11 protein-coding genes and 1 pseudogene are annotated in these 12,889 nt (G+C 68.1%); 5 read left to right on the top strand and 7 right to left on the bottom strand.

From position 1 onward, the window contains the following. Window positions 1–448: 448 nt before the first annotated feature. The 3 genes and pseudogenes from KSF81_RS28075 to KSF81_RS28080 all read right to left on the bottom strand — a co-directional run bounded on the left by KSF81_RS28075 (window position 449) and on the right by KSF81_RS28080 (window position 6,012). A complete protein-coding gene (locus tag KSF81_RS28075) occupies window positions 449–4,894 on the bottom strand; it encodes a HEAT repeat domain-containing protein (protein ID WP_254454365.1) in 4,446 nt (1,481 codons plus the stop codon). Between the two features lie 423 nt (window positions 4,895–5,317). Continuing rightward, a pseudogene (locus KSF81_RS32610) lies at window positions 5,318–5,881 on the bottom strand (hypothetical protein); the annotation flags it as partial. Further along, complete coding sequence (locus tag KSF81_RS28080; RefSeq protein WP_217382235.1) at window positions 5,773–6,012, bottom strand: hypothetical protein; 240 nt, start codon at window positions 6,010–6,012, stop codon at window positions 5,773–5,775. The gene KSF81_RS28080 and the pseudogene KSF81_RS32610, both read right to left, overlap by 109 nt. A gap of 606 nt (window positions 6,013–6,618) precedes the next feature. Between KSF81_RS28080 and KSF81_RS28085 the strand changes: the two genes are divergently transcribed. After that, on the top strand, window positions 6,619–7,080 hold the full coding sequence (locus tag KSF81_RS28085; protein WP_217382156.1) for a transposase: 462 nt from the start codon (window positions 6,619–6,621) through the stop codon (window positions 7,078–7,080). Window positions 7,081–7,140: 60 nt separating this feature from the next. Here the strand turns inward: KSF81_RS28085 and KSF81_RS28090 are convergent, their stop codons facing one another. After that, the gene (locus KSF81_RS28090) at window positions 7,141–7,434 is read right to left on the bottom strand and encodes a hypothetical protein (RefSeq protein WP_217382157.1); all 294 of its coding nucleotides are present in this window, start codon (window positions 7,432–7,434) and stop codon (window positions 7,141–7,143) included. A gap of 64 nt (window positions 7,435–7,498) precedes the next feature. Here KSF81_RS28090 and KSF81_RS28095 point away from each other — a divergent pair, with 64 nt between their 5' ends. Beyond that, window positions 7,499–7,783 (top strand): transposase, encoded by a 285-nt coding sequence (locus KSF81_RS28095; protein ID WP_217382158.1) that lies wholly within the window; start codon window positions 7,499–7,501, stop codon window positions 7,781–7,783. A 348-nt stretch (window positions 7,784–8,131) separates the two neighbouring features. Here the strand turns inward: KSF81_RS28095 and KSF81_RS30825 are convergent, their stop codons facing one another. The 3 genes from KSF81_RS30825 to KSF81_RS28110 form a co-directional block, all read right to left on the bottom strand. After that, window positions 8,132–9,157, bottom strand: a complete 1,026-nt coding sequence (locus KSF81_RS30825; RefSeq protein ID WP_217382159.1) for a tyrosine-type recombinase/integrase — start codon at window positions 9,155–9,157, stop codon at window positions 8,132–8,134. An 84-nt stretch (window positions 9,158–9,241) separates the two neighbouring features. Then, complete coding sequence (locus KSF81_RS28105) at window positions 9,242–9,652, bottom strand: PIN domain-containing protein (protein ID WP_217382160.1); 411 nt, start codon at window positions 9,650–9,652, stop codon at window positions 9,242–9,244. Further along, window positions 9,649–9,909: an AbrB/MazE/SpoVT family DNA-binding domain-containing protein gene (locus tag KSF81_RS28110; protein ID WP_254454367.1), complete on the bottom strand. Its 261-nt coding sequence runs from the start codon at window positions 9,907–9,909 to the stop codon at window positions 9,649–9,651. Before KSF81_RS28110 ends, KSF81_RS28105 begins: the two co-directional genes overlap by 4 nt. Before the next feature lie 206 nt (window positions 9,910–10,115). Here KSF81_RS28110 and KSF81_RS28115 point away from each other — a divergent pair, with 206 nt between their 5' ends. The 3 genes from KSF81_RS28115 to KSF81_RS28125 all read left to right on the top strand — a co-directional run bounded on the left by KSF81_RS28115 (window position 10,116) and on the right by KSF81_RS28125 (window position 12,546). Continuing rightward, on the top strand, window positions 10,116–11,330 hold the full coding sequence (locus tag KSF81_RS28115; RefSeq protein ID WP_217382161.1) for a helix-turn-helix domain-containing protein: 1,215 nt from the start codon (window positions 10,116–10,118) through the stop codon (window positions 11,328–11,330). Between the two features lie 173 nt (window positions 11,331–11,503). Further along, a complete protein-coding gene (locus tag KSF81_RS28120; protein WP_217382162.1) occupies window positions 11,504–12,199 on the top strand; it encodes a ParA family protein in 696 nt (231 codons plus the stop codon). Continuing rightward, the gene (locus KSF81_RS28125; RefSeq protein ID WP_217382163.1) at window positions 12,196–12,546 is read left to right on the top strand and encodes a hypothetical protein; all 351 of its coding nucleotides are present in this window, start codon (window positions 12,196–12,198) and stop codon (window positions 12,544–12,546) included. Before KSF81_RS28120 ends, KSF81_RS28125 begins: the two co-directional genes overlap by 4 nt. Window positions 12,547–12,889 lie beyond the last annotated feature (343 nt).

Raw genomic sequence — 12,889 nt, forward strand, 5'->3', positions numbered from 1 at the left:
CGGTCGCGCTTGGCACCCCGCCGGCGCCGCGACCGCTTGCCGCCTTTGCCCGCCCCGGCGCCGCCGCCGGTTGCCTGCTCCATCCCGGAAGGCCGCGACGGTGGCCGCGGCGGCAGACCCTTCAGCCGGGCTACCCTCGTCGCGCAGCGCCTGGTTCTCCGCCTTCAGGGCCGCATTGTCGGCCGTGAGTTCGGCAACCTTCGCCACCAACGTGCCGACAAGGTCTCGGAACTCGGCGAGCGACAACGTCTCCAGCAGTGCCGGGTCGGGTGGCGACATGAACAGGGTGAATCACGACGCCCCCGCAGGCGCAACCGCCTCGCCCAGGAATTTGCCCCAGTTACCGGCGGGGGGATGTCCGCCAAGCCCGGGAGCGTAACGCGAAGGCCGACAGCCTATGTTACAGTTCCGGACACTCCGTTATTTTTGGCCCTGGCGGAGCAAAGATCTACGGTGCCGGCAATGTCGCACAGTCCTCCAACGAAATCGCAAAACGCTGGGCGAGGATGGCGTAGCGGCTCTGCACCTCGGCAACTTCCAATTTCAATGACCTAGCTATTGTCTGCATGCGACCAAGCCCGATTGGATTGCGCGGGTCCATGAATGGCGGAAGGCCGTCAAGAGCTCTTGAAAGCAGTTTGCGATCAATCTCCTCCAAGGTCTGAGTAAGCCCACTGATTGCAATGCGGTGCTCCCCCGCATCGTGATGCTTGAGGGCTTCTCTGAAGCTGCGCATCGCGTGGGGATCGCCGAGTTTGCCGAGCGCCCCGGCCGCGGCGCGGCGCACCCTCCAGTCCTCGCCGGGAGCAAGGCGGGCGAGCAACGGCTCGACCGCGCGGGGATCGCCGAGCTTGCCGAGCGCCCCGGCTGCGGCCTGGCGCACCCAGGTCCCCTCGCCAGGAGCGAGGTGGGCAAGCAGCGGCTCGACCGCGCGAGCGTCGCCGAGTTCGCCGAGTGCCCCGGCCGCGACGCGGCGCACATCGATGTCCTCGTCGGCGGCGAGGCGGGCGAGCAGCGGCTCGACCGCGCGAACGTCGCCGAGCTTGCCGAGCGCCCCGGCCGCGCCGTGGCGCACCGTCCAGTCCTCGCCAGCGGCAAGGCGGGCGAGCAGCGGCTCGACCGCACGAGGATCGCCGAGTTCGCCGAGCGCCCCAGTTGCGCCGTGGCGCACCCTCCAGTCCTCTCCGGGAGTGAGGCAGGCGAGCAGCAACTCGACCACGCGAGGATCGCCGAGCTTGCCGAGCGCCTCGGCCGCAGCATGGCGCACCCTCCAGTGCTCGCCAGGAGTAAGGCGGGCGAGCAGTGGCTCGACCGCGCGGGGATCGCCGAGCTTGCCGAGCGCCCCGGCTGCAGCCTGGCGCACCCAGGTTCCCTCGTCGGTGGCGAGGCGGGCTATCAGCGGCTCGACCGCGCGAGCGTCGCCGAGTTCGCCGAGCGCCTCGGCTGCGGCGTAGCGCACCCTCCAGTCCTCTCCGGGAGTGAGGCGGGCGAGCAGCGGCTCGACCACGCGGGGATCAAGGAGCTTGCCGAGCGCCCTGGCCGCGGCGTAGCGCACCCTCCAGTGCTCGTCGGCGGCGAGGCGGGCGAGCAGCGGCTCGACCGCGCGAGCGTCGCCGAGTTCGCCGAGCGCCTCGGCCGCAGCCTGGCGCACACTGACGTCCTGGTCGGCGGCAAGGCCGGCGAGCAGCGGCTCGACCGCGCGAGCGTCGCCGAGCTTGCCGAGCGCCTCGGCCGCGGCTTGGCGCACATTGACGTTCTGGTCGACGGCGAGGCGGGCGAGCAGCGGCTTGACCGCGCGGGGATCGCCGAGTTCGCCGAGCGCCTCGGTCGCAGCTTGGCACACACTGACGTCCTGGTCGGCGGCGAGGCCGGCGAGCAGCGGCTCGACCGCGCGAGCGTCACCGAGTTTGCCGAGCGCCTCGGCCGCGACGCGGCGCACATCGATGTCGTCGTCGGCGGCGAGGCGGGCAAGTAGCGGCTCGACCGCGCGAGCGTCGCCGAGCTTGCCGAGCGCCCCAGCCGCGGCCTGGCGCATCCTCCAGTCCTGGTCGGCGGCGAGGCGGGCGAGCAGCGGCTCGACCGCGCGGGGATCAAGGAGCTTGCCGAGCGCCCTGGCTGCGACGCGGCGCACATCGATGTCCTGGTCGGCGGCGAGGCGGGCGAGCAGCGGCTCGACCGCGCGAGCGTCGCCGAGTTCGCCGAGCGCCTCGGCCGCGGCCTGGCGCACATCGATGTCCTGGTCGGCGGTGAGGCAGGCGAGCAGCGGCTCGCCCCCGCGGGGATCACCGAGTTCGCCGAGCGCCCTGGCCGCGGCCTGGCGCACATTGATGTCGTCGTCGGCGGCGAGGCGGGCGAGCAGCGGCTCGACCGCGCGAGCGTCGCCGAGTTCGCCGAGCGCCTCGGCCGTGACGCGGCGCACACTGACGTCCTGGTCGGCAGCGAGGCGGGCGAGCAGTGGCTCGACCGCGCGAGCGTCGCCGAGCTTGCCGAGCGCCTCGGCCGCGGCCTGGCGCACATTGATGTCGTCGTCGGCGGTGAAGCGGGCAAGCAGCGGCTCGACCGCGCGAGCGTCGCCGAGCTTGCCGAGCGCCCTGGCCGCGACGCGGCGCACATCGATGTCCTGGTCGGCGGCGAGGCGGGCGAGCAGCGGCTCGACCGCTCGGGTGTCGTCGAGTTTGCCGAGCGCCCCGGCCGCCGCCTGGCGTACCCGCCGCGGGCGGTGGTCCGGCAGTAGCTGCTCAAGCATAAGCAACCATTCCTTAAGCTCGGCCGGATGCAAGGCTTCGAGAATTTCTACAACGGCGTCCTCGTCGGACTGCTCGCACAGCAGGAAGTCTCCTAACCGAGCGACAGTAGTGGACATCGGGCGCCAGCCAGCCCTCAACAGGTCGGAAATCCGGGCTCCGGCAACGAATTGCATCGCATTGCTGCCCGCCAGCCGGTTCAGCAATGCCTCACTGACCTGGCTTAGAGCTGGTTCCTTGCTTGAAGTATCAAGCATACTCAGGGCCAGCATTGCCTCGATCTCGCTCCCGCTCTCGATAGTCTCGAGAGACAGCTTCGGTTCGCGTACCATCTGGCCAGCCGGGCTCGCCTTCCATGCTAGGTCTTTGGTAAGGCGCCAGAGTGCCCGGCGCTCATCGCCTGACTGATGCGCTAAAGCTGCTAGCAATGCTCGCGCAAAGGTGGTGCGCCAACGCGTCGTGGCCAGTTCATATACCGCCAAGACGAGGCTCGACGTGACCCAAAGGTTCATTTCTTCGGCTCGCACGGATGCCGCGAACGCAGTCGCAATCTCCGCACCTACCGCCTCGCTGGCGTTCGGCTCGTCCGCCAGGCAAAGGGCAGCTTGCTGCGCCCGCGCGCGCTTGAGCCCAGGGCCATCCCCTGTCCCGAGAATCGCGTGCAATGTCGGATCTACATCGATGTCCCGGCAAATCGCGATGCAGAGCCGGAGCGCCTCGCGCCAGCTTTCGACGACTACGACGTCCTCGTCCTTAAGCAAGCCCGTCGTTTGCACTCGCTCGACGCGGCCTGCGAGCGGCCCAATCTGGTCAGCAAGGCGGCGTTCGGCAGTATAACCCGGGTACTTACCATCTGCCAGTGCTCGGGCCGCGAGATACTCCTGAAACGTCAGATGGCGGAATTCATACACCGGGGTCTGGCGGCCGCTGATCCGACGGCGACCTGCCTGATACAGCAGGCCGGTACGCGCCTCAACGACGCGCAGAAAGTCTTCCGGCGATCGCGCTCGCACATCGTGCGCCGCAGGATGCTCGGATCGCATGTCCTCCAGCAGCCGCACTATCTCCGTTTCATCTAGTTGCTGCACGCCGCGATCGCACATTGCATATGCGAGATATGCAAGTTGCGGGACGGCTTCCCGCCACTCAATCGGTCTGTCGACCTCTGGTCTCATGTTCAGCAGAACGTCGATCGCTTCTTCGTAGAGGTCGGCTCTACGCTGCGGTAACTTGCCGACCTTCCGCTTTACAAGCGCCATGGTGGTGAGCAGGATAGGGCTTCCGGTGAGACGCTCGATCCTATCGCTACTGTGGATCTCTGCGATCAACTCACGGGCGGCGGCGTCCCGCCGCTCTGGCCGCTCCGTCAACGCACACCACTGGCGCGCAAAGGCATCCTTCTCGCTGCCTGCCAAATCGGCCAGCGTGGCGTGTAGAAAGCCTCGTGCTAAGCGCCTTCCCATGTCCCGGTAGCCGACAATGCGCGATGTGGCGACGATCCTAAGCTGCGGTTTGGCCTGCGCCAGCTGGTCGACGCGCTCGCAGAATTTCGCACGCTCCCGGGGATCATTGATCTCGTCCAGGCCGTCGAGCACCAACAATGCCGTGCCGGCGTCGACCACACCGCGCAGATAGGGGACTAAGTCCGCAGATTCTGTTGGATCAAGTTCATTGCTACGGAAACTGCGTCCGAGGAGTGTGTTAAGGTCTCCTGCCATGTCTGCCGGACGTAGATCACGGCAGCGAATCAGGATGGGCAGTAGATCGGTGTCCGGCAGCGAACCGACCTCCGGCAGATCCTTCCAAGAAGGGTCGTGCTTCAAACGGAGTAGATATGCGGTGGCGATCCAGCGGGTGAAGGTGGTCTTACCAGAGCCAGGGTCGCCAAGCAGTACTACACGAACGCTGCGCGAAAGGCATGTGCCAATAGGCACACGCTCTCGACGGCTGCCTTCCTGAGGAGACCGTCCGTCCCGTGCCACTCCTCGTTTCGCGTCGGCCCTTAGCTGTTCCAACTCCTTAAATTCGGCGTCACTCTCCTTACTATCCGGAACTACGAGCACGCGCGCCGGCATGTAGAGGCGCCGCAGTTGTAACTCCCGCTGAACCACATGCACGTCCGATGCTGGTAAGTTGGCGAGGTCCAGCAAATCACAGGTTTCTAGTAAAAGGGTGCGATACTTCGCCGCAGCGGCCTCTCGTCGCTCCGTGCTCGTGGTGCCGGGGCCAGTAGAACCTCGGCCCGAACGGCGCGGTGCCCGTCTCCGTCTCAGCCGAGTTGGCAGCTGAAATCCGAAGTATCCACCTTGGTGAGTATCGTGGTCAGCCGCCCAGACCGCGCCCCTATCATTCCATTTGCGCAGATAAACAGTCCCTCTTCCACGCGCAAAATCCATAGAGACGAAGTTATAAGCATTTGTATAGCGCGGATTCTCTGCTGTGCGCCGATCGTACGCGGCTCCGGCAGGAATGAGTATGAAGTCTCCTCCGGGTCCGAGTGCAACGGCTACGTTCGGCTCGTGTTGATGGCCACACAAGATCACGTCGACGGCTCGTTGCAGGCGTTCCTGTACGCGGGCGCGATCAAAGTCAGCAAGCCATGCAAAGGGGTGGTGGATTACGGCAATGCGGAGATCGTGCTCAGAAATTCGTTGCAACGAGCCGTGGATCTGTGGCTCGCCGACAACAAGAACGCCGTAGTCGTTCACCTCTTCATTCTTGCCCTCCGCCTTTCGTCTCGCACACATCCAAGCAGAGTTTAGGCCAAGTAGGGCCACCCGCCGTCCAGCCAGTTCCCACTCCCGTAGCGACGCGAAGGTAGGATCGGGCTGACCGGTGTATCCTGCAACAAAATCGTGGAATGCGCGCAATGGCTCCATTGCGCGGTCGCGGCGCCGATCATCGGTCAGCCATTGATGCACCGCGGCCTCGCCCGGTAGGGGCTGCTGTAGCGGCGGAGGCGCCATATCCCAGGCAATCTGCCGGTCAAGATCATGGTTCCCTGGCACTATGAACAGTCGCTCGGGTTTCAGTCCGAGTGCTTCGAGCACGGGATCAAGCAGAAGTTTTCGTGCCGCAGCAAACTCTGTCGGCTGGCCAGCGAAGGCGAGATCACCACTGAAGATGACGAAATCCAATTTGCGAGTGAGCGGTCGATATTCGCCCGCTGCCGAATGTCATCAATTAGGCGGTCGAGGACGACTGTCCGGCCGAAATCTTCGCCCTTTTGGTGCCAATCAGACAGGTGCAGCCAGTTGATGGTGTTCATTGTCAGCCCTCGAACGTCCTAAGACCCCCCACAGCAACTTTTTCACATTCATGAGCAATGCAACAAGCACCCGGCAATAGCAGGCCTCGTAAGAATCTGAACGCGAAATAAGCGGGCAGGTTAGTTCGGAACCGACACATTGGGCCATGCGCCAGCCCACCCCCACCATATCGGGCCGATGTCTCACACTGACTTTCTGAGCCCCGTTGATCTGCCACCGCCGTCTGCTCGCCGCGTTCCCCGCCCCAGCCGCGGCGACGGCTGGAACATCCTGGCCGATGTGGAGGTGTTCGTCTTCGCCGTCGAGGCCGAACTGGAGGCCATGGACGGCGAGCGGGTCGGCGTGCACCGCCGTGGCCGCAAGCCGGACCTGAGCTTGCGGCGGCGGCTAATCGGGCTGATCTGGATGCTGACCTTCGGCGGCATGCAGTGGCGCATCGCCGGCTGGCTCTCGGGCATTCCTTTCACCACGCTGCACACGAGCTTCGCCCGTTGGTCCCGGCTGGGGCTGTGGCGCCGACTGGGCCAGCGTCTCGCGCTGGACTGGCGGCTGGCCTGCGGTGATGTCGTCCTGCCCTCGGCGGTGGTGGTCGACAGCCGCTCGCTGTGCTCGGCCCCGAGCGCCTGGGCGCGGGGCATCGATGGCGGCAAGCTGGTCAAGGGCTCAAGCTCTTCGCCGCCTGCGACAAGCATGGCTCGCTGCTCGACCTTGAACTGCATCCGGCCAACACCGATGACCGCGCTGGCACCCTGCCGATGCTGCCGCGGCTGGCCGCGCTCGGCTTCCAGGGCGACCTGCTCGGCGACAGCGGCTTCAAGGGCGCTCCCTTCGCCGCGGCGGCACTCGGGCACGACATCCACGTCGCGGTCTCGCCCGGCGGAACGCGGGACGGGCACTTCCTGCCGAGCGGCATCCGCTGGGTTGTGGAGCGGTTGTTCGCCTGGATGAGCCGCTATCGCCGGCTCAACATCGTGTATGACCGCGCTCCCGACCTCTTCGCCGCGCACGTCTGGATCGCGATGATCTCCATCATCTCACGCCGGCTCGTCGCTCAAACCCAGGCGTAGCAAGGGATTTATTCGCGTACAGGGTCTAAGCTTGGCTTTGCACGTGCCGTGACGCTTTCGTCATGAGGCATGGATCCAGAAGAAGCCCTTGGTGGCGATGAACTCGAGGGCTTCGTCGAGCGGCATGACCTCCCGACCGAAAGGTCCGGGGTTGCCCCAGGCCTCACGTCGCCACCACAGCACCTGAACCCGGTTGCCCTGACCGGTTGGGCGCAGCCGGGCGACCGGTCCACCGGTGCGCCGGCTGTAGAGCGTGTAGCCCTTGTTGGCCCGCACCACCTCGACGCCGCCGCGCCGCGACGGCCAGGGGTAGGCTTCGATGCGGGCGCGCATATCATCGGGGCTGCTGGCCATCGGCCTCCCTCCTGCCTCCGGCCGCGTTTGGCGCCTCGGGGGTCTCGGGCGGAGGCGGTGTGCCATGACGCCGAGCGTGGGTCCGGCGGTGCTGGACGGCTGGATGCGGCCCTTCCGATGCCACTTCACCGCCGCGGTCTGGCGTCACGTGCTCGTGCTGGTCTGTGGCGCCCTGCTGGCGCCGGGACGGCGGACCGTTGCCGCGGCCCTGCGGGTCATGGGCCTCGGCGAGGCGGCTGGCTTTGCTGTCTACCATCGCGTGCTGAGCCATGGGCACTGGTGCTCGCAGGCCCTGGTATCGCAAACCGCTGCCAACTTTCAGCGATGCTCTCGCCCTGGTTCGGCATGAACTCTGGACCGCACAGCTTTTCGCCACCTCGCCGCCGACCGGGACAGCACAGAATGCCTCGGCCGATCTTATCGGCCGCCTGCTACTCGTCGCTTGCCGGCCGCCATGACACGTCATGACAGCCCGCGCGCGTTCGCCATCGACGACGAGGCGCTGGTACAGGTCGGCGTACTCACGATGCACGTCTGCGTGCAGCCCGAGCACGGGCGCCGCGGGCGGCTTCCGGGCGAGCGCCCCGTGAACCTCTGGGAAGGAGCGCTCGAGCGCCGAGGCGCCCTGCCCCCAAGAGGGCGCCCGACGATCATGAGGCCGGTAGAACGAGGCCGCATTTCCGACCGGTCGGGCTCCTCAGCCGTCCTCCTTGCGCGCGGTCCGGAACACCTTTTCGGTGACATTGTTGCGCCAGAGATCGGCCGGACGCAGGTAGCCCAGCGCCACCTCGGTCGAGCGGTGCCGGGTCTGCCGCATCAGGTCGGCCAGCCCGGCGCCCGCCTCTCCCGCCGCGGTGGCCAGCCCGGCTCTGAGCGAATGCCCCGAGAAGCGCTCCGGCGCCGGCAGGCCGGCGTCCACAGCCGCCTGCTTGACCAGCCGCCACACCGCCTTGTCGGAGAGCCCCTGCCCTGTGGGCCGGCCGGCCTTGGTCACGGCGCAGAACAGCGGCCGCTCGGCGTCGGAGGCCCCGCCGGTGAGGTCCGCCGCCCGCCGCCGGAAGCCCAACCAGGCCTCCAGCGCGGCCATCGCACAAAACCCCGGCTCGGCCGGGTTGGCCCAGACCGCCACCTGCTGGCCGGCGGCGCGCGGATCGGTTTTGGAGCGCCGCACCAGCACGGTCACCCCCCGCCCCGACTCGCAGACCACCTCGCCGAGGCGGAGCGCGGCCAGTTCGGCCCGGCGCAGCGCCGCGCCAAAGCCCAGCAGCAGCATCGCCCGGTCGCGGGCGCCGAGTGCCGTGTCGGCCCCGGGCCGGGCCGCCAGCATCCGCCGCAGCGCGTCGGGCGTGGCGGCGGCCGCCCGCTTGCCCGGCCGGGTGCCCTTGGTCCGGGCGACGCCCTCCAGCACCATGGCCAGGCGGGGATCTTTCAGGTCGAGGGCGATGCCAGCGAGGCGGTGCGCCGCCTGGATGGCGGCCAGGTGCACCCGCAGGCTGGCCAGGCGGAGCCCGGCATCGGCGCGCTTGACCACGTACATCGCCAGGATGTCGGGATCGCCGGCCAGCGGCTCGCGGCCGAGGCTGTGGCACCAGGCCGCATAACCGCGCCAGGCCGAGCGATAGGCCCGCAGGGTGCCCTCCCCTCGGGCCTTGGTGGCATAGACCGCGGCGCGGGCTGCGAGGGCCCGCAGCTCCTCCGCCCGGGCGCCGCCGCCGGGGACCACCAGGTCACCAAACAGCCTGGTGTCGAGGACCAGCGCCGCGGCACCAGCGCGCCCCTCCCCCTCCCCCGTCCCCGCTATCGGCGGTCATGCCGGCCGGAAAGGATTGCGCAGGGTCAGGCGGCCGTCGATTACCTGCCCGTCCTGCAGATCTTCCGAGAGCAGCGTGGCGCAGCCCGCCTCGAGGGCGGCGGCGAGGATCAGCGCGTCGTAGATCTGGTAGCCGGTGCGCGCGGCGATCTCGAGGGCAGCGTCATGCGTGCCGAGGCTGAGGGCGAGCGGCGGCGGGCAGAGGGTCCGGATGGCCACCAGCGCCTGGGTGATCTCCGGCCAGGGCCGGCGCAGCTTGCGGCGGGCGACGGCGACGAACTCGTTCAGCACCTGGACGCTGACGATGCCACCCTGCGCCAGCAGCGCCCGGGCGGCGTCCGAACGGGGGTCTGGCTGCAGCGCGGCGTAGAGCAGCACATTAGTGTCCAGGAAGGGGACACCGCTCATCCGCCGCGCTCATTGGCCTCGTCGCGGGAGAAGCGGAAGCCCGGCGGCAGGGTCCAGCCGAGGGTGCGCAGGGCCTCCAGGGCCTCGTCGCGGCGGCGGTCGCGGCCGATGCGGAAGGTGCGGGGGTCCGCCACCTCGATGGCGATCTCGTCGCCCTCCTGCAGGCCGAGCGCCTCGACCACCGCGGCGGGCAGGCGCACTGCCAAGCTATTGCCCCATTTGCCGACCTGCATGCCGCCCTCCATCTGGATAGACATCTGACAAAAGTCTATCCGACAGGGGGCCGCCGGGCAAGCGATTCCGTCCGCAAAGTCCTGTTAGCGGACGGAATGCGGAAGCGCGGTGGCGGCGAGGAGTCGGGGGCCAAGGGGGCGGACCGCAAAGCCCCCCGAGCAACGCAACGGAATGCGTGTTTGTCTTTCACATTCCGCTACACTGCCCTGTGTTGGTGCGGAGATGCTGCGTGTCGGACAGCCTGTATCCCGAAGAGCCGGAGGATGCGGCCGATGAGGCTCCCTGGCGCCCGGTCTGGGAGGACGAGGAGGCCGGGCCGGAGATGGCGGTGCCGCCCTGGATCTCTCCCAGCCGGGCGCGGAGCCTGCGGCGTCGGGAGCCCGACTGGTCCGCCCTGCTGGTGCCGCTGGCTGCCGCCGAGGATGCCCTCTCCCGGCTCGATGCCGCGGCCGAAGCCGCCTGCCCTGCCCTGCGCGAGGGTCTGGTCGCCCGCCTTGCCTTCGCCGAGGCCGCCGGCTGGCTCGCCGCCGCCGCCGACCGCGCCTGGATCCATCCCCGTGACCTGGCCCTCGCCGAGGCCGGGCTGCTCGGCGACTTCTCGGCCGCGGCACTCGGCGGCCGCGGCGCCGCCGCGCTGCCGGCCACCAGCGGGGTCCTCGGCACCCCAGGCCGCGCCAGGGCGCTGCTCGCCGAGGCCACCGACCGGCTGCCGGATGGTACCACCCTGGCCCAGGGGCTGGCCCTCGCCCGAGCGCTGCGCCGGCTGGCCAGCACGGGCTGGGACCCCCTCGCCTCCCCTGAGGTCGCGGCTGCGGCCCTGGCGCCGCTCACCCCAGAGGGTGCTGACGTTACAGCCCTGCGCCTGTGGCCGGAGCGGTTTGCCGCCTGGCGCAGTGCCGCCCTGGCGGTGCCCCGCGCCGGTCAGCCGCCCGGGCCGCCGCCGCTGCTCGCTGCCGCTGAGGCGGCATCAGCCTGGCTGACCGCCGAGGTGCTGCAGGACAGCCGGCCCACCCCGGCGCAAGCACTGCTGCTCGCTGCCGCGGCGGCGCGGCGACGGGGCCGGCTGCGGGTCATCCCCCTGCCCTTCTGGAGCCTCGGCCCCACCGAGCGACCGACCATCCTGCCGCTCGGCGATCACGCCGCTTGGCCCGCAGTGTTCCTGAACCGGGTCGCCGCCGCTGCCCAGCGCGGCCTCGCCGAGCTCACCCGGTTGCGCGAGGCCGAGGCGGCCGCCGCACGCCTGGTGGCCGCCAGTCGGCAGAGCCTGCTGCCCGCTGCCGCCGAGGCGGCGCTGCGTGCCCCTGCCCTAACCGCCCGCGGCCTCGCCCGCCAGCTCGGCGTCACCCCGCAGGGCGCCCTGCTGCTGCTCCAGCGGCTGCAGGGCGCCGGCGTTCTCAGGGAGGGCACCGGGCGACGGAGCTTCCGGGCCTACGTGGTGCAATAGGCCACAGAGGCGTTAGGAGTGATCTCGGCACGTTCCACGTCCGGTCTTTGGTGTCACGCTCTGCACCGCCCTTTGCGCCACCTAGAAGCTACTAGTTAGCTTCCCGTTGACGCCCAGATAGCCTCCAGGCGACTATCAAACGGTGATCCGCTAGCAGGAGGGGAGCTAACGGTATGCCCACCATCGTCTTCGCGTCGCCAAAGGGTGGCGCGGGCAAGTCAACATCCGCCGTAGTCCTAGCAACGGAATTGGCCCTGCGGGGCGCGCAGGTCGTGGTCATTGATGCCGACCCGAACAGACCTGTCAGCCATTGGGCCAAGCGGCCGGGTAAGCCCGAGACGCTAGCCGTTCTGTCGGAGGTGACGGAGGCGACGATCATCGATGAGATCGAGGCCGCCGCGGCCCGCGTGCCATTCGTCATTGTCGACCTGGAGGGCACGGCTAGCATGACCGTTGCCTATGCGATCAGTCGGGCCGACCTAGTCATAGTGCCAACCCAGGGCAGCCAACTGGACGCCGCGGAGGCGGCCAAGGCAATCCGCCTAATCCGGCAGCAGGAGAAGGCGTTTGGGCGGAGGATTCCCTACGCTGTGCTCTTCACCCGAACTTCGGCGGCAATCCGGCCCCGCACTCTCCAGCACATCCGCGAGGAGATGGCACAAAACAATGTCCCAGCCTTCGAAACCCAGATGCATGAGCGCGAGGCGTTCCGCGCCATCTTCAGCTTCGGCGGCGCACTTCCAGGCCTGAACGCAGGCCAGGTCAGCGGCCTGGATGCTGCGGTAAAGAACGCGCGGGCCTTCGCAGCCGAAGTAGTGGGGCTCCTGAAGGCGACTGCGGCGCGGCCAAAGGCGGAGGTAGTAGCGTGAACGGCGACCGAGCATCCATGTTCGAGCAGGATGGTGATCTCGATCTAGGCGAGTTCAAGCCCAAACCACCGGCGCGGCCGGAGCAGGTGAGGGGGGTAGCCGAGCAGGTGGGCTTCCACAGCCGCGAGCCAAAGGCGGCACCGGCCGTACCAATACCAGTCGTGTCCGAGCGACGGGAGCCCCGGCGCTACCGGACTGGCCGAAACGTTCAGCTGAATCTCAAGGTCCGGCAGGAGGCAGTGGACGCCTTCTACAAGCTCGCCGACGAGCAGGGCTGGGTTTTGGGCGAGGCATTCGAACGGGCCGTGGCGGCTCTGGACAAAGAACTTCAGGAAGCGAGCCAATAGATTTCCGGTCGCTATCTGGCAGCTACCAGGGAGCTACCAGATAGGCGTTCACCCAAGTAAATCAAACTGTTGGGCAAGGAAGTTGAGAACTCCAAGGGCTATCCAACCACCGCCAGCGTCACGAAGCCGGTAAGAACGCGGCTCGGCACAACTCAATGCCCGATTCGCTCACAATTGGCCTAGGTTTATCCTGTGGGGTTTGGTGACGCGAATGCTGGAACCCACACCTCACCACGGTTTTCCCGTGGGGTGAACCGACGCAGGTGTGGGGTTAGGTGCCGCGAATCCGGCTTATCCCGTGGGATGAACCGACGACTCAACTAGTAAAGAACAACTATCTTTC

This window comes from Siccirubricoccus sp. G192 (assembly GCF_019084075.1).
Lineage (GTDB): Bacteria > Pseudomonadota > Alphaproteobacteria > Acetobacterales > Acetobacteraceae > G192.